The sequence below is a fragment of the Streptomyces sp. NPDC056486 genome (assembly GCF_042795295.1).
In the GTDB taxonomy this organism is placed as follows: domain Bacteria; phylum Actinomycetota; class Actinomycetes; order Streptomycetales; family Streptomycetaceae; genus Streptomyces.
In genome coordinates this window covers 92,942-113,266 of the sequence record NZ_JBHTSF010000009.1, presented here as the reverse complement: position 1 = coordinate 113,266, position 20,325 = coordinate 92,942, and the positions used below count along the sequence as shown (strand labels likewise).

The window sequence follows — 20,325 nt, the reverse complement described above, 5'->3', positions numbered from 1 at the left end:
ACCCCCCGTCAGGATGTAAGTCTTTAGTCCTTCGGCGGGGCGGGGACGTGGCCGTCGCCGAGCGTGGTGGCGGTGCCATCCTTCGCCGGCGGGGCGGGAACGTGACCGTCGCCCTGCGTGGTGATCTTGCCGTCCTTCGGCGGGGCGGGGACGTGGCCGTCGCCCATGGTCGTGATGTCTTGGTCCTTGGCGGCGTCGCTCATAGTGAGAACTCCTTTGGGTCAGGCGGTGCGCTGAGTGGAAACGCCCGTTCGGCAACTCCCCCGAGGGTTGCCGAACGGGCGCTTCAGGGCCGATCACTTTAGCGATGGGGCCCATGCGATCCGTCTGCCCCCCGACGCGACGGGTCGATGCCTAGAGAGTGGCAGCAGCCCATAAACGTTCGATGAACGCCTCAGGGGCGCCGGTCAGGATGCCGGGATCGGATAGATGAGCCGACGCACTTCGTCGGCCTCCGGAGCACCTGAGGCCTCATGAATGGTCAATGCCTCGCGCCAGCAGGCCTGGGCGCGGTCGACCTGCCCGATGCTGTGGAGCGACCTGCCCAGGAGCGTCAGTACGTTGGCACGCATCCAATTGCCACCGACGCAGCCGGTGCTGAGAGCCTGCTCGGCATGTTGCGCAGCCTGGGCGGATCGACGGCCCGACAAGTGAACCTGCGCTATGCGGAAGTGAGTTGTCCCTTCCCACAGTCGCTGTCGGTTCTCCACGAACATCCACAGGGCGTCTGTCAGTTGATCGAGTGCTTCCGCGTCACGCCCCGCATGGCCCAGGGCAATGCCAAGGGCGCTCTTCGCGTTGGCGAGTCGGAACGTCAGCCCGAGGTCGTCGTATATCGAAATCCCTTGCTGGGCGAGCTCGATTGCCTTGGACGTGCGCCCCATCGCGTCCAGAGCGCGGGACAGATTGCAGAGTGCGCTCGCTTCTCCGGCTCGGTTGAAGTCGGCGCGAAATTCTTCAATCGCCTTGACGAAGTAAATCTCGCTTGCGGCATGCTGGTTAATGCAGTAGGTGGTGATCCCCCGCTCGTTGGGGGCGTTTCCGCAGGTCCAGGGGTCCCCGGATTTCTCGCCGAGCTCCGAGGCCCGATCTAGCTCCGCCGACGCCTGGTCGAAGTGTCCCACTTTGCTCAGGACCTGCGCGAGCGTGACCCGAGCCCGGCCTTCCGCGTGAGCATCTCCGATCGCCGCCGCAGCGTCCCGCGCAACCGACGTGGCCAGTTCGTAGCGGAGCGCGCTCGCGCCCGACTCCGCCAAGTCCTTGGACGCCAGCAGCAGATCGACCGCCCGCCGCAATGTGTTCTCGCCCAGTGACTGCTGCACGCAGGCCAGAATGCAAGCCGCCTCCGAGTGCAGCCAGTCCAGTGCCTTCGTGTCGTCGCTGAAGTCCTGGCCCACATGCCCGGTCGCTTCGAGGTGGTCCACCGTCCGGTCCCCGGGCCGCTCGATCGCGTACACCCGCGCCGCGGAGGCCAAATAGAAGTCCAACAACCGCGACAACGCCGCTTCCCGCTCCCCCGGCGGCAGCTCCCGCTCGGCGCACGCACGCGCGTAGAGCCGGACCAGGTCGTGGTAGCGGTAGCGGCCGGGCGCCGCCGACTCGACCAGGGATGTGTCGACCAGCATCTCCAGGAGGTCTTCCGTGTCCTCGGTCGGGAGGTCCAGGACCGCGGCCGCCGCGGCCAGGGAGAGGTCAGGGCCGTCCGCGAGGCCAAGCAGGCGGAACGCCCGCGCCTGCGCCGGCTCCAGCTGGCCGTAGCCCAGTTCGAACGTCGCCTTGACCGCGAGGTCGCCCGCCTGGAGCTCGTCCAGGCGACGCCGCTCGTCCGCCAGCTTCGCGGCCAGGGTCGAGACCGTCCACGTGCGGCGGGCCGCGAGGCGCGATGCCGCGATGCGGATCGCGAGCGGCAGGAAGCCGCATGCCGCCACCACGTCGAGCGCGGCCTTGCGCTCCGATGTGACCCGCTCCTCGCCGACGATCCGGGTGAAGAGGAGGAGGGCCTCCTCGGGGGACATGACGTCGAGGTCCACGAGGTGCGCCCCGGCGAGGTCCACCATCCGGATGCGGCTCGTCACGAGGGCCGCGCAGCCCTCCATGCCGGGGAGCAGGGGACGTACCTGTGCCGCGTCACGCGCGTTGTCCAGGACGACGAGGACCCTGCGGCCGTCGAGAACCGAACGGTAGAGGGCCGCCCGCTCCTCCAAGGAGTCCGGGATCGCCGAGTCGGCCGTTCCCAAAGCACGGAGGAACGCGCCGAGGACTGTTTCGGGCTCCGCCGCTCGCGAACCCGCTCCTTGCAGGTCCACGTACAGCTGTCCGTCGGGGAAGTGCGTCCGCGCCACATGCGCCACATGGACGGCGAGCGTCGTCTTGCCCACGCCTCCGATGCCCGCGAGTGCCGATACCGCCATCACCCGGCCCTCCGCCGCCGAGAGGATGCCGCTCAGTTCGGAGACGAAGGAGGCCCGGCCCGTGAAGTCCGGAACCGTCGCGGGAAGCTGCGCCGGGCGCACCACCGCGGCGGCCGGCTCGGGAGCCGCCGCTGACGGCTCCGCGAGCGCCGGGTCCGCCTTGAGGATCCGCTGCTGCAGTTCCTTCAGACCGGGGCGCGGGTCCACGCCCAGTTCGTCGTCGAGCAGGCGACGGGTGTCGGCGTAGACCGCGAGGGCTTCCGCTTGGCGTCCGCTTCTGTACAGCGCCAGCATCAGCAGTTCGCGCAGGCGTTCCCGCAGGGGGTGCGCCGCCGTGAGGGCCGTGAGTTCCGAGACCGCCTCCGCGTGGCAGCCGACCTCAAGGTCCATGTCCAGGCGGGATTCGAGGAGCTGCAGGCGCCACTCCTCCAGGCGCGTGCGCTCCGTCTCCGCGTACGGACCCGGGACGTTCGCCAGGGGTTCGCCGTCCCAGAGGCTCAGTGCCTTGTTGACCAGAGAGCGCGCCTGGCAGAGGTCGGACACGCCGCGCGCCTTCTCGGCCTCCGCCCACAGGTCCTCCGCGAGCGCCAGGTCCAGGGCGCCTTCGGCCACCGCGATCGCGTACCCGCCCGACTCGCTGACCAGGACTCCTGCGGGCAGGACCTTGCGCAGCCGCGACGCGTACGTACGGACCGCGGCGAGTGCCTGCGAGGGCGGTTCGTCGCCCCAGAGGGCGTCGATCAGTTCGTGGGACGTGGCCGTGCGGCCGGCGCGCAGAAGGAGCGCCGCGAGCAGGGCGCGCTGCTGCGGAGAGCCCATGGGCAGCTGCTCGGCGCCGTGCCATGCGCGTACGGGGCCGAGCACGCTGAAGTGCGGTCTCAATTCCTCGGGGGCGTTCCCCGGGGCCGGACGCCGCTGGTCCGGTACTCGCGGTACACCGTCCATCGCTCCCCCTGCTGCCCTGCCGTGCGCGGCCGTCGCGCCGTGCCTGGTCGTGCCTCGCGGGTCTGCCCTGCCTGCGATTGTCGCTCTTTGCCTGGATTCCGTATTCCACCGGCACTTGCTCCCCGCCAGTTTGCCTTGTTCATGGCGGATGCGTCAGCTGTGGGAGACGGCTCTCACAGGGTCCACGCACTCTGGCGGCCGGGACCGGTCCTGTGTGCGGACGGCCGACGCGCGCCGACGGATGGCCTATGGATGGCCGATAGATGGGTCGACGAAGACCTGACGAAGAGCTGACGGGTCGTCAGATCAGCGCTACCGTGGAGTGTATGGAGACCACTGAGACCTTGCCGACGTTCCCGAGGATCATCTCGGTGGACGACCACACCGTTGAGCCCGCCAACGTCTGGCGGGACCGGCTCCCGTCGAAGTACCAGGACAGCGGGCCCCGCGTCGTCCGGGCGCCCCTGAAGTCGATGAGCTTCCTGGGCGGGAAGTTCGCCCCCGTGATGGGGGCGAAGGGGGACGATGGCCCCATAGGGGACTGGTGGATCTACGAGGACCTGCACCGGCCCCTCACCCGCCTCGACACCTCCGTCGGCTACGACAGGGACGAGATCAAGCTCGAGGTCATCACGTACGAGCAGATGCGCCCGGGATCCTTCAGCGTGCCCGACCGTCTCGCCGACATGGACGTCAACCACGTCCAGTCCGCCCTCTGCTTCCCGACCTTCCCCCGCTTCTGCGGGCAGACGTTCACCGAGGCCAAGGACCGCGAACTCGGCCTGCTCGGCGTGCAGGCGTACAACGACTGGATGGTGGACGAGTGGTGCGGGCCCGAGGCGAACGGCCGTCTCATCCCGCTCACCCTCATTCCGCTCTGGGACGCCGAACTGGCCGCCGCCGAGGTCCGCCGCAACGCCGCCCGCGGCGTACGCGCCGTCGCCTTCTCCGAGATACCGCCCCATCTGGGCCTTCCCTCCATCCACACCGACGAGTGGGATCCCTTCCTGCGGGCCTGCGACGAGACCGGCACCGTCATCGCCATGCACATCGGGTCGAGCAGCAAGATGCCGTCGACCTCCGCCGACGCACCGCCCGCCGTCGGATCCACCATCACCTTCGCCAACTGCTGCTTCTCGATGGTCGACTGGCTGATGAGCGGCAAGTTCGAGCGCTTCCCCAACCTCAAGATCATGTATGCGGAGGGGCAGATCGGATGGATTCCCTACATCCTGGAGCGCGCTGACGTGGTCTGGGAGGAGAACCGGGGATGGGGCGGGGTCGCCGACAAGGTGCACAGGCCGCCGTCCGAGCTCTTCACCGAGCATGTCTACGGATGCTTCTTCGATGACGCCTTCGGGCTGAAGAACCTCGACGCGATCGGCGTCGGGAACGTCCTGTACGAGACCGACTACCCCCACTCCGACTCGACCTGGCCCAAGTCCAGGGAGGTCGGCGAGTCCCAGATGGGGCACCTGGCGCCGGACGTGATCGACCGGATCGTACGGGGCAACGCGATCGACCTGCTGGGGCTCACGGGTGAGGGGTTGTGGGGCGGGGCCTGACGCCGCCGGTGAGGGTCCGGACGCCTTGGGAGGTGTCCGGGCTCTTCTGCGCTCCTACCCCTTGCCTGACGGATCGTCAGATACGACGATGAGTCCCGTCGTCGTATGTGACAGGCCGTCAGATGACTGTCGGATCAAGGTGAGGGGTCGGGTTCCCATGGCTGCCAACGCGCTGGCGCACATCTTCCCGCAAGGACGACTGGTCTACGGGATGCAGCTCCCGATCCAGTCGCAGAGCGTCATCTACGCGGAGGCGTGGGAGGCGGACGCCACCACCGACGACCTCGCCGAGATCGCCCGCACCGCCGACCGGGGCGGCTTCGCGTACATCGCGAGCTGTGATCACGTGGCCATTCCGCGGCGGCTCGCCGACACCATGAGCACCGTCTGGTACGACCCGGTGGCCACCCTCTCCTTCCTCGCCGGGATCACCGAGAACGTACGGCTCATGAGCCATGTCGCCGTCGTCGGCCTCCGGCATCCGCTCGTCAGCGCCAAGCAGTACGCCACCCTGGACCGGCTCAGCGGCGGGCGGCTGATCCTGGGGGTCGGGGCCGGGCACGTACAGGAGGAGTTCGACGCCGTCGGGGCCGACTTCGAGCGGCGCGGACCCGTGCTCGACGAGACCGTCGACGCGCTCATCGCATCCCTCGGTCCGGACGAGTACCCCGAACACCACGGCGAGCACTACGACTTCAGCGGCCTCGGCCAGCAGCCGCGCCCCGCGCAGGAACGTGTGCCGATCTGGGTGGGCGGTTCCTCGCCCGCCGCCGTCCGCAGGGCCGCCGTCCGAGGTGACGGGTGGCTGCCGCAGGGCGACCCGCGCGACAAGCTGCCCGCGCAGATCGCCAGGCTCAAGCGGCTCCGCGAGGAAGCGGGCGTGCGGGATCCGATCGTCGTGGGGGCGATCGCCGAGCCCCTGTACGTGGGGGAGCCCGGCTGGTCCGTGGGGCGGCGCACCCTGAGCGGGAAGCCGGACGTCCTCGCCGAGTCGCTGCGCGCGTACGGGGCGATGGGGGTGCAGCAGATTCAGGTGCGGTTCCGCAGTCGCGGCCGCACCGAACTCACCGATCAGATGGCGGCGTTCGCCGCCGAAGTCGCCCCGCACCTCAACTGAGAACCGAGACCCCTCTGGCGTCATCACTCAAGGAGACAGGCATGGGCAAGCTGGACGGGCGCGTCGTCATCGTCACCGGTGCGGCGCGCGGGCAGGGCGAACAGGAGGCGCGGCTCTTCGCCGCCGAGGGGGCGCGGGTCGTCATCGGCGACGTGCTCGACAAGCAGGGCGAGGCCCTCGCCGAGGAGCTCGGCGGTGACGTGGCCAGGTATGTGCACCTCGACGTCGGTCGGGAGGCCGACTGGGAAGCCGCGGTCGGCGCCGCGAAGGATGCCTTCGGGAAGATCGACGGCCTGGTCAACAACGCCGGGATCCTGCGCTTCAACGAACTCCTCAGCACCCCGCTCGAAGAGTTTCAGCAGATCATCCAGGTCAACCAGATCGGCTGCTTCCTCGGCATCCGCACCGTGGCGCCCGAGATAGCGGCCGCCGGTGGCGGGACCATCGTGAACACCGCCTCGTACACGGCGATGACGGGTATGGCGTACGTCGGCGCGTATGCCGCGACCAAGCACGCCATCCTCGGGCTCACGCGCGTCGCCGCGCTTGAGCTCGCCGACAAGAACATCCGCGTCAACGCCGTCTGCCCGGGGGCCGTCGACACCCCGATGACCAATCCCGCGCAGCTCGACCCGACCGCAGACCCCACCGAGGCGGGGGAGGCCGTCGCCGAGCTCTACAAGAAGCTCGTGCCGCTCGGGCGGATCGGAAAGCCGGAAGAGGTGGCCGCCCTCGCGCTCTTCCTGACCGGCGGCGACTCGGCCTACATCACCGGGCAGCCGTTCGTCATCGACGGGGGATGGCTCGCGGGGGTCAGCATCGTCTGACGGGGCCTTGTCTGACGGGGCTTCGCCTGACGCTGCGTCAGTAAGGGCGGCCCCGGGTATTGACGGTCATCGCGGCCGGTGGAACAGTCGTCGCATCGCAATCTGACGGTTCGTCAGAAACTCGCAGATTCTCACGAGGATGGTGAACCTCCTTGGAATTCGGCCTCTTTGTACAGGGATACGTGCCCGCCAAGCGGGCCAAGGTCGACCCCGAAGCAGAGCACAAGGCGCTCATCGAGGAGACCGAGTACGTCATCCAGGCGGACAAGTCAGGCTTCAAGTACGCCTGGGCCTCCGAGCACCACTTCCTGGAGGAGTACTCGCACCTCTCCGCCAATGACGTCTTCCTCGGTTATCTCGCCCACGCGACCGACCGCATCCACCTGGGCTCCGGCATCTTCAACCCGCTCGCCCCGGTGAACCACCCGGTCAAGGTCGCCGAGAAGGTCGCCATGCTCGACCACCTCTCCGAAGGCCGCTTCGAGTTCGGGTCGGGGCGCGGCGCAGGGTCGCACGAGATATTGGGCTTCATGCCGGGCATCACCGACATGAACCACACTAAGGAACTCTGGGAAGAGACCATCGCCGAGTTCCCCAAGATGTGGCTCCAGGACGAGTACGTCGGCTTCCAGGGCAAACACTGGTCGCTGCCGCCCCGCAAGATACTGCCCAAGCCGTACGGGAAGTCACACCCGGCCATGTGGTACGCCGCCGGGTCCCCGCCCTCGTACGCGATGGCAGGAAAGAAGGGACTCGGGGTCCTGGGCTTCAGCGTGCAGAAGGTCTCCGACATGGAGTGGGTCCTGGAGTCGTACAAGACGGCCGTGAAGGATGCCGACCCTGTCGGCGCCTTCGTCAACGACAACGTCATGGTGACCTCGACCGCGATCTGCGCGGAGACGCACAAGAAGGCCGTCGAGATCGCCGTCGGCGGCGGGCTGAACTATCTGCAGTCCTTGCTCTTCCGCTACCACGACACCTTCCCGCGCCCCGAGGGCATCCCGGAGTGGCCCGAGCTGCTGCCCGAGTACAGCGAGGAGATCATCGAGCTGCTCATCGCCGAGGAGCTGATGATCTGCGGCGACCCGGACGAGGTGCTCACGCAGTGCAAGCGGTGGGAGCAGGCGGGTGCGGATCAGCTCAGCTTCGGGCTTCCGATCGGGATCTCGCCCGAGGACACGAAGAACACGATCAAGCTGATCGGTGAGCATGTGATTCCGAAGATCGACACGGATCCGGTCCACCGCACCACGCGTATGCGGGGTGCGGGTACCTCCGGCGGTTGAGCCGCCCCACTCACTGCCCCGGCCTTCCCTTCCCGGACGGAGGCCGGGGCACCCTCTTTGCCCTTCGGGCGTGTCCTCAAGCGCCGGACGGGCTTTCTCCCTCCCACCCACCCGTTACCCCGAAGGGGGACGTCCACCGTCATGCTTGATCACCTCATCAAGGGCGCGACCGTCGTCGACGGAACCGGCGCCCCCGCCCGTATCGCCGACGTAGGCATCCGGGACGGGCGCATCGCCGTCATCGCCGAACCCGGAACCCTCACCGAGCAGGCCACGACCAGCGAAGACGCCACGGGACGCATCCTCGCCCCCGGGTTCGTCGACCCGCACACGCACTACGACGCCCAGCTCTTCTGGGACCCGTACGCGACCCCGTCCCTGAACCACGGAGTCACCACCGTCGCGGGCGGCAACTGCGGCTTCACGCTCGCCCCGTTGAACGCCGAACGGCCCGAGGACGCCGACTACACGCGGCGCATGATGTCCAAGGTCGAAGGCATGTCACTGGTGGCCCTCGAAGAGGGCGCGCCCTGGTCGTGGAGCTCGTTCGGCGAGTATCTGGACGCCCTGGACGGGCGCGTCGCCGTGAACGCGGGCTTCATGGTGGGGCATTGCGCGCTCCGGCGGTACGTCATGGGCGCGGACGCGGTCGGCGGGCAGCCGACCCCCGAGCAGCTCGACGAGATGCTGCGGCTCTTCCATGACGCCATGGACGCCGGCGCCTGGGGGCTCTCCACCACGCAGTCGTCCACGCACTCGGACGGCGACGGACAGCCCGTGGCATCCCGGCACGCCAAGCCCGACGAACTGATCGCGCTCAGCCGGGCCGTCGCCGAGCACGAGGGCACGCAGATCGAGGCGATCGTCGCGGGCTGTCTCGATCAGTTCAGCGACGACGAGATCGATCTGTTCGTGGAGATGAGCGCCGCAGCGGGGCGTCCGCTCAACTGGAACGTCCTCACCATCGACTCCGCCGTCCCCGAACGCGTCCCGCGCCAGCTGAGCGCCGGCGAGCGCGCGCGTAAGGCCGGTGGCCGGATCGTCGCTCTGACGATGCCGATCCTCACCCCCATGAACATGTCGCTCGGCACCTTCTGCGCGCTGAACCTGATCCCCGGCTGGGGCGACGTGCTCGGCCTGCCCGTGCCCGAGCGCATCGCCAAGCTGCGCGACCCGGACGTCAGGGGCGAGATGCTGCGGCACGCCGCGAGCAAGGAGGCCGGAGTCTTCCGGCGCCTCTCGAACTTCGACCGGTACGTCATCGGGGACACGTACTCCAAGGAGAACGAAAGCCTGACGGGCCGCGTCGTCGGTGACATCGCCGCCGAGCGCGGCCAGGAGCCCTTCCAGTGCCTCGTCGAGATCTGCGCCAACGACGACCTGCGTACGGTCCTTTGGCCCATGCCGTCCGACAACGACCCCGACTCCTGGGCCCTGCGCCAGGAGACCTGGCAGCACGAGGACGTCATGCTGGGCGGCTCCGACGCGGGCGCGCACCTGGACCGGATGTGCGGAGCCCCGTACACGACCCGGTTCATCGGGGACTGCCTGCGGGGGCGGAAGCTGGTCGGCCTGGAGGAGGCGGTGAAGATGCTCACCGACGATCCCGCGCAGCTCTTCGGCCTTCGGGAGCGGGGCCGTATCGAGGAGGGCTTCCACGCCGACCTCGTCCTCTTCGACCCCGAACGCATCGACGCGGGCAAGGCCACCCTCGTCCACGACCTGCCCGGCGACAGCCCTCGCCTGGACTCGAAGGCGATCGGCGTCAACGCCGTCTGGGTCAACGGAGTCGAAGCCATCCGCGAGGACCGGGTGACGGGCGCGACGCCCGGCACGGTGCTGCGCTCGGGCCGCGACACCAGGACGGTGAGCACCAAGTGAGCGATCAACTCCCGGATGCGCAGCGGCTGTTCATCGGCGGAGAGTGGGTCGATCCCGACGGCGGCCACTACGAGGTGATCAACCCGGCGACGGAGGGCGTCGTGGGCCTGGCCCCCGAGGCGAGCCGGGAGCAGGTGCACGCGGCGGCGGGAGCGGCCCGCGAGGCCTTCGATTCGTGGTCGCGTACGACGCCGGAGGAGCGGGCCACCGTCCTGGACCGGGCCGCGTCGATCATGCAGCGTGACTTCGCCCCGTACGCGGAACTCGCGCAGGCCGAGAGCGGCGCGACGACCGGCACGGCGCGCGGGATGCAGGTCGCGGTGTCGGTGGCGCGCTTCAAGCGGTACGCGAAGGGCGCCCTGGAGCCGGTCGAGGCGGCGCTCCCTCCGCAGATCAGCGAGGCGGGTCCGATGGGAAGGGCGGGCGTGCTCGGCGCGCTCACCGTCCGCCAGCCGGTGGGCGTCGTCACCTGCATCACCTCGTACAACAATCCGTGGGCCAACCCGGCGGGCAAGGTGGCACCGGCCCTGGCCATGGGCAACACGGTCGTCGTGAAGCCCGCCCCGCAGGACCCGCTGTCGGTGTACCGGATGGCGGCGGCCCTTGAGGAGGCCGGGGCGCCGCCGGGAGTGGTGAACGTGGTGAGCGGCGCGCGCCCGGAGGTGGGCGAGGCGGCCGTGGACTCGATGGACGTCGACATGGTGAGCTTCACCGGCTCGACGTCGGTGGGGCAGCGGATCGCCGAGGTGTGCGGGCGCGACATGAAACGCCAGCTGATGGAGCTGGGCGGCAAGGGCGCGGCGCTCGTCTTCGAGGACGCGGACCTGGACTCGGCGGTGGCCGGGATCGGGACGACGTACGCCTTCTACAGCGGACAGATCTGCACGGCCCCGACGCGGGTGATCGCGCACCGCGCGATCTACGACGACCTCATCGAGAAGCTGAAGGGCTACATCGGCTTCATGAAGGTCGGGGATCCGAGGGAGAAGGGGACGGTCGTCGGCCCGGTGATCTCGGCGGCACACCGGGACCGCATCGAGTCGTACGTGGAGCTGGGGCGCAAGGAGGGTGCCCGGGTCGTCGCGGGCGGCGAGCGCCCGACGGGCCCCGGCCTCGACCGCGGCTTCTACGTCGCCCCGACGCTGCTCGCGGACTGCACGAACGACATGCGGGTGGTCCGCGATGAGATCTTCGGCCCGGTCGTGGTGGTGGTCCCCTTCGAGGACGAGGAAGAAGGCATCGCCCTCGCCAACGACAGCGACTACGGCCTTCTCGACTACGTCTGGTCGGGCGACGTGGCCCGCGCCTTCCGGGTCGCGCGGCGGCTGCGGGCGGGCGGGGTAGGCGTGAACACGATCGGCCGGAACATGGAGGCGCCGTTCGGAGGGTTCAAGAGGAGCGGGGTCGGCCGGGACGTGGGTTCGTACGCGCTGCACGCGTACAGCGAGCTGCAGTCGATCGTGTGGCCGGGGTGATGTCCGGTATGTGGAATGCGAGAAGGGGCTCGGGAAAATTTTGAACCAGGGCAAAACGGGCGGTGCTGCGGTTCCCGCATACCGGACGGTCTGACATTTGCCTGGTAATGGGTAACCGTCTCGGCGATCTACGCAATGAATCAACGGTATCTGCCCTGATTCATCCATCGATCGCAAGCCAATCGATCCGGATGCCGACCCTCCGCATGTGGAAACCGCAGCCCTTAACGTCCTGTTCATGACCCAGTTGGACGATCGGCCCCAGGCACCCCGGGCCGGAGACACGGTAGGCGGCGCCCCCGACGGGGGCGTACGCGCCAAAGGCCTCGGCGGGAACTCCGTCGGCCTCATGGGCAGCGCCGTCATCGGCATCTCCACCGTCGCCCCCGTCTACTGCCTGACGTCGACCCTCGGCTCCACCGCGGGCGAGGTCGGCCTCGCCATGCCCGCGGTCTTCATCGCGGGCTTCCTGCCGATGCTCCTGGTGGCCTTCGCCTACCGCGAGCTCAACAAGGCCATGCCGGACTGCGGCACCTCGTTCACCTGGACGGTCAAGGCCTTCGGGCCGCGGATCGGCTGGATGTGCGGCTGGGGTCTGGTCATCGCCACGATCATCGTCCTGTCGAACCTGGCGGGCGTGGCGACCTCGTACTTCTGGCTCCTGGCCGGTGAGATCACGGGCAACGACTCCGTGGCGGCCCTCGACGACAACAAGGCCGTCCACATCCTCACCTGCCTCGCCCTGATCGCGGCCGCGACGGCCATCAGCTATCGGGGGATGACGGCCACGAAGGGCGTGCAGTACGCCCTGGTGGGGCTGCAGCTCGTCGTGCTCGCGGTGTTCGTGGTGATGGCGTTCCAGAAGGCGGGCAGCGCACAGTTCCCGCTGTCGCAGGACTTCTCGTGGTCATGGCTGAACCCGTTCGCCGTGAAGTCGTTCTCCTCCTTCACCGCGGGCCTCTCACTCGCGATCTTCATCTACTGGGGCTGGGACGCGTGCCTGGCCGCCAACGAGGAGACGACCGGCAGCGACAAGACGCCCGGCCGTGCCGCGCTCATCGCGATGGTCGTCCTGGTCGGCTCCTACCTCGCCACGGCCGTCGCCGCGCAGATGGTGGTGGGCGCGGGCACCAAGGGCCTCGGCCTCGCCAACCCCGACACCTCCGACAACGTCTTCGCCGTCCTGGCCGGTCCTGTGATGGGCCCGACCCTGGGCATCCTGCTCTTCGTCGCGGTCCTCGCGTCGGCGGCGGCCAGCCTGCAGACGACGTTCATCCCGGTGGCCCGCACGGTCCTCGCCATGTCCTCGTACGAGGCGCTTCCGCCGTCGTTCGCACGCGTCCACCCGCGCTTCAAGACCCCGGGCCGCGCGACGGTCACCGCGGGTGTCGCCACCGCCGTCTTCTACACGGTCATGACGCTGGTCTCCGAGCACGTCCTGGTCGACACGATCTACGCGCTCGGCCTCATGATCTGCTTCTACTACGCGCTGACGGCCTTCGCCTGCACCTGGTACTTCCGCCACGAGCTCTTCGCCTCCGTCCGGGACTTCGTCTTCAAGGCCCTGCTCCCGGTCCTCGGCGGCGTCCTTCTGACCGGCGTCTTCGCCAAGACCCTCATCGACATGTGGAACCCCGCCTACGGCAGCGGCTCCTCCGTCTTCGGCGTCGGCTCGGTCTTCGTGATCGGCGTGGGCCTGCTGCTGCTCGGCGTGGTGATCATGCTGGTGATGGGCCGCACGAGCCCGGCGTTCTTCCGGGGCGAGGTCCTGAAGCGGGATACGCCGGCGCTGGTCGTCGAGGACTGAACTGGGCCCCGCCGTTCGGTTCGGGTGCGCCGCCGACCGCGGATGCGTCGTGGTTGCTCGCGCCCACGCGGCGGAGCCGCATATGTCACAGCCCCGCGCCCCTGAAAGGCACACTGCGTGCGCCTTCATGAGGCGCGGCGAAGCCGCTGCCTCAGGGGCGCGGGGAACTGCGCGGCCAGCCCCCACCGGCGGTCAGGCAGCCACGACCGCGTCCCCCCGCTAGTTCCGGCCCAGGAATACTGGGTTAGTGAAGGCAGCCAGCGGGCCCGGGAGGCCCGTCGTCACCGGGGCGTGGCGGACCTCGGCCCGTACGTATGCCGCGTACGAAGGCGTCGTCCGCCACTCCGCCGTGCCGGAGCCGGATTCGGGCAGCACGGGGCCCGTGAAGAGGATGCCCTGGTCCGTCACGAAGCGGATCGTGCAGCCGGGGGCGCCGGTGACGTCAAGGCGGACCGTCACCGGGGCGTCCTGCTCGACGTAGAGGCGGTCGCCGATGCCCGCCTGCTTGCCCTTGCCGCCGGTGGCCGTGAACTTGAGCGCGACGCTCTTGGACTCGGCGACATAGCTGTGGCCCGCGCGGATGCCCGCCTGGATGGCGTCGCGGGACAGGGACTCCGCAAGGACCACCGTCTGCGGGCTGCCGACGGGGTCCGGATCGCGGTGGGCGTCGCTGTTGCCCATGGCGGGGATCCACGGCTTCCGGCCGCGCACCGCCGCGACGAGCGTGCCGTCCCACTCGGCGAGGGACACCTCGTCGTCCGGGGTGTAAGCGCCGTTCCACACCTCCACCGCGTCCGCCTCCGCGAAGCCGAACTTCCAGTTGCAGCCGATGCAGGTGCCGTGCGGATGGGCGGGGACGACGAGGCCGCCCGCGTCGCGCACCTCGCGGGCGTACTTGCCGAAGCGGTTGTCGCGGGCGCGGTATCGCCAGTCGATGAACGTGCCGGGGTCCGTGCCGAGGGCGACCACGTGGCCGTTGCGCGTGGTGACCTCCTCGCCCAGCATGATCAGCAGGTCGTCACCGGCCTGGTCGGCCCAGTGGGCGTGCGAGGAGTGCGTGTTGTGGTCGGAGGAGTTGATGAAGTCGAGGCCCGCCGCGCGGGCGAGCGCCGCGATCTCGGCCGGAGTGCGCCTGCCGTCCGAGTGCCAGGAGTGGAGGTGGCAGTCGCCGCGGTACCAGGCACGGCCCCGCCCCTTCGCCCGCTCCGGCGGATGGACGGGCCTGGGCGTCCTGCCGGGCGCCCCGTACTTGAGCGTGATCGTGACCTCGTAGGGCAGGCCCTCGGGAGCGACGGTGTACGGGCCAAGGGCGATGTTCCAGGTGCCGGCCTTCACCGGCCCCGGGATGTAGCCGGGGGTGGCCTCGTCGGCGCGGATGAAGAACTCCGTGCGCGCGCCGCCCGACCAGCCACGGAAGCCCTTGCCGCCGAGTGTCGTGCCGCGCTGGTCGAAGACGCCGATGTCGAGCGCGTTGCCCTGTGTGCCCGCCGGGACGGTGACCTTCTCGTAGGTGTACGCGACGTGGATCTCCCGTACCCCCTCGGGGACTTCGACCGGGAGATACACGAAGTCGGGTGACCCGGTGGGCAGCGTCCCGCGCACCACCTTGGTCTCGTCGCCACTTCCGGGTTCACGCGCTGAGGCGCTCGCGAAGCTCACGCTGTTCAACGTAAGCGCGGCGGCGGCTCCCGTCACGAGCAGACCGCGCCGGTTCAGTGGTGTGTTGGCGGGTCTTGCCGGGTGGTGTTCGTCCTCGCACATGTGTCGGCTCCCCAGGGTGTCGGAAGGGACTGCAGGGCAACCCTGGTATTGAGCCGTGAACTCGGGCTCAAGGGAAGGCAATTGACAGACTTACGGGTGGTGACGGGCCTTGCGCACGCGGCGGATGGCGATCATGACGATGATGATGATCGCGATGACGGCGATGATCCCGATGATCAGCCCGGCCCCGCCCTTGGACTTCTTCTTCTTTTTCGACTTCTTGGGCTTGGACTGGGGCCGGGACTGCGACGCGTCGGCCGCCTTGGTGACCGTCCTGGTGGCAGCGGTGCTCGCCCCGTACGGCGCCGATGTGGTCGATGCAGTCGACACAGTTGATGGAGCTGTTGCCGCAGCCGCCGCGGTCCGCGGGGTGGCCGCGTACGCGCCTGCGGACGCCGTGCCTCCCAGCAGCGCCCCGAGCAGCAGCAGTACGGTCGCGAAGCGGAGCCGCATGGTGAAGTCCCCTGATTCCGTCGAATTCGCCGATTCTGTCGATTCTGTCGATTCGGGCGGAGCCTAGGCCACGCGGAGCCCCGCGCCTAGGCGCTCGCGCCCGCTGCCCGAAGCACGTCGGCCGTCTCGGTGTGGGAGCCGTGTGACGCCCAGTACAGCGGGGTATTGCCGGTGCCGTGGTCCTCGCGCAGGTTGGGGTCCGCACCGTGGGCGAGGAGTTCGCGGACGGCTTCGGTGTGGCCCCAGCACGCCGCCCCGCACAGGGGCGTGCCCTGGTCGCCGTGCCCGCTCTCCGCGTCGGGATCCGCGCCTGCCGCCAGGAGAGCCCTGACGATGGGCGCCGTGCCGTGGACGGAAGCGCCGTACAGCGGGGTCGTGCCGTCGGGGTCGGGGGTGCGCGGGTCCGCGCCGCCTCGCAGCAGCGCCTTCACCTCGGTGGTCCAGCCCAGCTCCGACGCCAGGACCAGGCGTTGCGTCATCTTTTTGCGGCGTCGTCTGCTCATGAGGGGCAGGGTAGTTCGGCGGGCGCGCGAGGTGGTCTGATTTTTCGCTCCCCCGTGCGGCGGAGGTGCACGGACCCTGATCGGCCCGTACGCCGATGTGGCGGCCCCGCCCCCGCGCACAGCATGACCGGCATGTTGAAGATGAGCGCGCTGCCGGACGTCCCCCGCTGGGCCGTGATCGCCGCCCACGCCGTCCCCCTGTCCACCCTCCCCTCCGGCCTGTGGCGCATCGCCCTCGTCACCGGGCTCCCGGTGGCGGACGAGTCCGTCAGCGGCTGGGGCGAAATGCTCTACGTCCTGGGGCTCAGCGTCGTCTCCGAGTGCCTCGCCCTGCTGACGCTCGGCCTGGTGCGGGGCTGGGGCGAGGTGGTGCCGGGGTGGATACCGCTGCTCGGCGGGCGCAGGGTGCGGCCGCTCGCCGCGGTGGTTCCCGCGCTGCTCGGGGCGGTGGGCCTCTTCGGGCTCGTGGGCTGGTCGGCCTACGCCTACTACGCGGGCCTCGGGTCGGGCGTCACGGACAGCGCCGTCAAGCAGGCCGTCCTCGTGGCCTGCTACGCACCGCTCCTCCTGTGGGCCCCGCTGCTCGTCGTGGTGACGCTCGCGTACCACCGGCGGCGGAAGGGCCACACGGGCACGGCATGGACTCCTGCGCCGCTGACGGCTAGTAAGTGAGCCCCGCTCCCGTACGGGCAAGCCGTGCGCGCATCACACGGCGACGTACGACGACGTGACCGGAGGCCACCACATGCGAGTTGCCGCCACCCTCTACCTCACCGACGAGACCATCACCCCCGTCCGCCTGGCCCAGGAGCTTGAGCAGCGAGGCTTCGCTGCGCTCTACCTCCCCGAGCACTCCCACATCCCGGTGTCCCGCGAGACCCCCTACCCCGGCGGTGAACTCCCGCCCGAGTGCGCCCGCATGCTCAACCCCTTCGTCGCCCTCGCCCAGGCCGCCGCCGTCACCGACCGCCTCGGCCTCGGCACGAACATCACGCTCGTCGGGCAGCACGACCCCATCGACCTCGCCAAGCAGATCGCGACCCTCGACCACCTCTCCGGCGGCCGGTTCACCCTCGGGGTCGGCTACGGCTGGAACAAGGAGGAGGCCGCCGACCACGGCGTCGAGTGGCGCACGCGGCACGCGCTCGTGCGGGACCGGATGGCGGTCATGCGGGCGTTGTGGGCCGAGCAGCCGACCGCGTACGAGGGTGAGTTCGGGAGCGTCCGGGCCAGCGAGGCCCACCCCAAGCCGCTCCACGGCCCTCGCACCCTCATCGGCGGGGCCGCGGGCCCCAAGCTGTTCGCGCGGATCGCGGAGTACGCCGACGGCTGGCTGCCCATCGGCGGCGCCGGTCTTCGCGATGCGCTCCCCGCGCTCCGCACCGCCTGGGCCGACGCGGGCCGGGAACCCGGCGACCTGTATGTGGCGCTCTCCGCGGTCGAGCCGACCGAGGGCAAGCTCGCCCACTACGAAGAGCTCGGCATCGACGAGGTCATCGTGCAGGTCCCGGCGCGCGGGGAGACGGAGGTGCTGCGCACACTCGACGCTTTCAGCGACACCTGCAAGCGATACGTGCACCTCGCACCCGGCGCCGGAAACCAGCATTGACCTGTCAGCGTTTCTGTCCGCGGTCGCTCGTATGCTCGGACGCATGACCAACAGCGCGCCACAGGACTCAGCACCCCAGGAGCCGACCCCCGCGCCGGCACGGCCCACCGCCAACGCCATGCGACGCGCCCTCAAACGCGCCAGGGACGGCGTCGCGCTCGACACCGCCGAAGCCGCCGTGCTGCTCCAGGCGCGCGGCGACGACCTCAAGGATGTCGCGGCGTCCGCCGCGCGGGTGCGGGACGCGGGCCTCGCCGCCGCGGGGCGCCCCGGCGTCATCACGTACTCGAAGAGCGTCTTCATCCCGTTGACCCGCCTGTGCCGGGACAAGTGTCACTACTGCACGTTCGTGACCGTCCCCGGCAAGCTGCGGCGGGAGGGCCACGGGATGTTCATGTCCCCGGACGAGGTCCTGGACATCGCGCGGCGCGGAGCCGAACTCGGCTGCAAGGAAGCCCTGATCACCCTCGGGGACAAGCCCGAGGACCGCTGGCCCGAGGCGCGCGAGTGGCTGGAGGCGGAGGGGTACGACGACACGATCGCCTACGTGCGTGCCATCTCGATCCGCATCCTGGAAGAGACGGGCCTTCTTCCGCACCTCAACCCCGGCGTCATGACCTGGACCGACTTCCAGCGCCTCAAGCCGGTCGCGCCGTCCATGGGCATGATGCTGGAGACCACCGCCGAGCGCCTGTGGAGCCAGCCGGGCATGCCGCACTACGGCTCCCCGGACAAGGAGCCGGCCGTGCGCCTGCGGGTGTTGGAGGATGCGGGCCGGTCGTCCGTCCCCTTCACCAGCGGGCTGCTCATCGGGATCGGAGAGACGTACGAGGAGCGGGCCGATTCGCTGTTCGCGCTGCGCCGCGTGTCGCGTTCGTACCACGGCATCCAGGAACTGATCATCCAGAACTTCCGCGCCAAGCCGGACACGGCGATGCGCGGCATGCCCGACGCCGAGATGGACGACCTGGTCGCGACGGTGGCCGTGGCCCGGCACATCATGGGTCCCGCGGGCTGCATCCAGGCACCGCCGAATCTGGTCGACGGGGAGTACGCGCGCCTGATCGGCGCGGGCATCGACGACTGGGGCGGCGTATCGCCGGTCACGATCGACCATGTGAACCCGGAGAAGCCCTGGCCGCAGCTTGCCGAGCTCGCCGAACAGTCGGCGGAGGCGGGCTTCCGCCTTGAGGAACGGCTGTGTGTCTACCCGGAGTTCGTGCAACGCGGCGAACCCTGGCTCGACCCGCGCCTGCTGCCGCACGTACGCGCCCTTGTCGACCCGGAGACGGGCCTTGCGAACCCCGACGCCCGGCCGAGCGGCCTGCCCTGGCAGGAGCCCGACGAGGGTTACGTGGCCTCCTCAGGCCGCACGGACCTGCACCGCACGATCGACACCACGGGGCGTACGTCCGACCGCCGCGAGGACTTCGACGAGGTGTACGGCGACTGGGAGGCCCTGCGTGAGCAGGCCGCGCCCGGCATGGTGCCGTCCCGCATCGACGGTGACGTCCGCTCGGCCCTCGCGACGGCCGCCGACGACCCGACGCGCCTGACGGACGAGCAGGCGCTCGCCCTCCTCCACGCGGACGGGCCCGCGCTCGACGCGCTGTGCGGCATCGCTGACGACGTACGCAAGTCGATGGTCGGCGACGACGTCACGTACATCGTCACGCGGAACATCAACTTCACGAACGTCTGCTACACCGGCTGCCGCTTCTGCGCCTTCGCCCAGCGACGCACGGACGCCGACGCGTACACGCTCTCCCTGGACCAGGTCGCCGACCGTGCCGCGCAGGCGTGGGAGGTCGGCGCCACCGAGGTGTGCATGCAGGGCGGCATCCACCCGGACCTGCCCGGCACCGCGTACTTCGACATCGCGCGCGCCGTGAAGGAGCGCGTGCCGGGCATGCACGTGCACGCCTTCTCACCGATGGAGGTCGTGAACGGCGCGACGCGGACCGGTATGTCGATACGGGACTGGCTCAGCGCGGCGAAGGACGCGGGCCTGGACTCGATCCCCGGCACGGCCGCGGAGATCCTCGACGACGAGGTGCGCTGGATCCTGACCAAGGGCAAGCTGCCCACGGCGACGTGGATCGAGGTCGTGAAGACGGCCCACGAGCTGGGCATCCGCTCGTCCTCCACGATGATGTACGGGCATGTGGACCAGCCGAGGCACTGGCTCGGGCACTTCCGCACTCTTGCCGCGATGCAGCAGGACGCGCTGGCCAAGGGGGTTGAAGGGTTCACGGAGTTCGTGACGCTGCCCTTCATCCACACGAACGCGCCGGTGTATCTGGCGGGCATCGCACGCCCAGGACCGACGACCCGCGACAACCGCGCGGTGGTCGCGATGGCGAGGCTCCTGCTCCACCCGCACATCCCGAACATCCAGACCAGCTGGGTGAAGCTGGGCACGGAGGGGGCGGCGGAGATGCTGCGCTCGGGCGCGAACGACCTGGGCGGCACGCTGATGGAGGAGACCATCTCCCGGATGGCGGGCTCCAGTTACGGCTCGTACCGCTCGGTCAAGGACCTCATCGCGATCGCGGAGGAGGCCGGACGTCCGGCGAAGGCACGGACGACGCTGTACGGAGAGGTGTCCCAGGAACGCCAGGAGGCGGCCGCCGCTTCGGACGGCCACCTCCCGGAACTACTGCCGGTCCTGGACTAGGGGCTCTC

General features: G+C 69.7%; 15 protein-coding genes. 10 read left to right on the top strand and 5 right to left on the bottom strand.

Annotated elements, in window-relative coordinates; genetic code table 11:
- Positions 1-23: 23 nt before the first annotated feature.
- The gene (locus tag ACFQ7F_RS06975) at positions 24-203 is read right to left on the bottom strand and encodes a sigma-like protein (RefSeq protein WP_383267228.1); all 180 of its coding nucleotides are present in this window, start codon (positions 201-203) and stop codon (positions 24-26) included.
- Positions 204-407: 204 nt separating this feature from the next.
- Entirely contained in the window at positions 408-3,356 is a 2,949-nt protein-coding gene (locus tag ACFQ7F_RS06970; protein WP_383267225.1) for a BTAD domain-containing putative transcriptional regulator, read from the bottom strand.
- A 344-nt stretch (positions 3,357-3,700) separates the two neighbouring features.
- On the opposite strand from ACFQ7F_RS06970, the gene ACFQ7F_RS06965 reads away from it, so the two are divergent.
- From ACFQ7F_RS06965 to ACFQ7F_RS06935, 7 genes are all read left to right on the top strand, one after another.
- Complete coding sequence (locus ACFQ7F_RS06965; RefSeq protein ID WP_383267251.1) at positions 3,701-4,921, top strand: amidohydrolase family protein; 1,221 nt, start codon at positions 3,701-3,703, stop codon at positions 4,919-4,921.
- Positions 4,922-5,078: 157 nt separating this feature from the next.
- Entirely contained in the window at positions 5,079-6,038 is a 960-nt protein-coding gene (locus ACFQ7F_RS06960) for an LLM class F420-dependent oxidoreductase (RefSeq protein WP_383267222.1), read from the top strand.
- Between the two features lie 41 nt (positions 6,039-6,079).
- A complete protein-coding gene (locus ACFQ7F_RS06955; protein ID WP_383267219.1) occupies positions 6,080-6,865 on the top strand; it encodes an SDR family NAD(P)-dependent oxidoreductase in 786 nt (261 codons plus the stop codon).
- A 152-nt stretch (positions 6,866-7,017) separates the two neighbouring features.
- Positions 7,018-8,151: an LLM class flavin-dependent oxidoreductase gene (locus ACFQ7F_RS06950; protein ID WP_383267216.1), complete on the top strand. Its 1,134-nt coding sequence runs from the start codon at positions 7,018-7,020 to the stop codon at positions 8,149-8,151.
- Between the two features lie 141 nt (positions 8,152-8,292).
- Positions 8,293-10,032, top strand: coding sequence for an amidohydrolase family protein (locus ACFQ7F_RS06945; protein WP_383267213.1), 1,740 nt, complete (start codon positions 8,293-8,295; stop codon positions 10,030-10,032).
- Positions 10,029-11,507 carry an aldehyde dehydrogenase family protein gene (locus tag ACFQ7F_RS06940; protein WP_383267210.1) on the top strand — a complete coding sequence of 493 codons (1,479 nt, stop codon included), beginning with the start codon at positions 10,029-10,031 and terminating at the stop codon, positions 11,505-11,507. Before ACFQ7F_RS06945 ends, ACFQ7F_RS06940 begins: the two co-directional genes overlap by 4 nt.
- A gap of 238 nt (positions 11,508-11,745) precedes the next feature.
- Complete coding sequence (locus ACFQ7F_RS06935) at positions 11,746-13,314, top strand: APC family permease (RefSeq protein ID WP_383267207.1); 1,569 nt, start codon at positions 11,746-11,748, stop codon at positions 13,312-13,314.
- 219 nt (positions 13,315-13,533) lie between these two features.
- Here the strand turns inward: ACFQ7F_RS06935 and ACFQ7F_RS06930 are convergent, their stop codons facing one another.
- From ACFQ7F_RS06930 to ACFQ7F_RS06920, 3 genes are all read right to left on the bottom strand, one after another.
- A complete protein-coding gene (locus ACFQ7F_RS06930; protein WP_383267204.1) occupies positions 13,534-15,075 on the bottom strand; it encodes a CehA/McbA family metallohydrolase in 1,542 nt (513 codons plus the stop codon).
- 90 nt (positions 15,076-15,165) lie between these two features.
- Complete coding sequence (locus tag ACFQ7F_RS06925) at positions 15,166-15,528, bottom strand: hypothetical protein (protein WP_383267201.1); 363 nt, start codon at positions 15,526-15,528, stop codon at positions 15,166-15,168.
- A gap of 86 nt (positions 15,529-15,614) precedes the next feature.
- Positions 15,615-16,031 carry an ankyrin repeat domain-containing protein gene (locus ACFQ7F_RS06920; protein ID WP_383267198.1) on the bottom strand — a complete coding sequence of 139 codons (417 nt, stop codon included), beginning with the start codon at positions 16,029-16,031 and terminating at the stop codon, positions 15,615-15,617.
- A 132-nt stretch (positions 16,032-16,163) separates the two neighbouring features.
- Between ACFQ7F_RS06920 and ACFQ7F_RS06915 the strand changes: the two genes are divergently transcribed.
- From ACFQ7F_RS06915 to ACFQ7F_RS06905, 3 genes are all read left to right on the top strand, one after another.
- Positions 16,164-16,703 (top strand): hypothetical protein, encoded by a 540-nt coding sequence (locus ACFQ7F_RS06915; protein WP_383267195.1) that lies wholly within the window; start codon positions 16,164-16,166, stop codon positions 16,701-16,703.
- A gap of 73 nt (positions 16,704-16,776) precedes the next feature.
- Positions 16,777-17,640: an LLM class F420-dependent oxidoreductase gene (locus ACFQ7F_RS06910; protein ID WP_383267193.1), complete on the top strand. Its 864-nt coding sequence runs from the start codon at positions 16,777-16,779 to the stop codon at positions 17,638-17,640.
- A 43-nt stretch (positions 17,641-17,683) separates the two neighbouring features.
- A complete protein-coding gene (locus ACFQ7F_RS06905) occupies positions 17,684-20,317 on the top strand; it encodes a bifunctional FO biosynthesis protein CofGH (RefSeq protein ID WP_383267191.1) in 2,634 nt (877 codons plus the stop codon).
- Positions 20,318-20,325 lie beyond the last annotated feature (8 nt).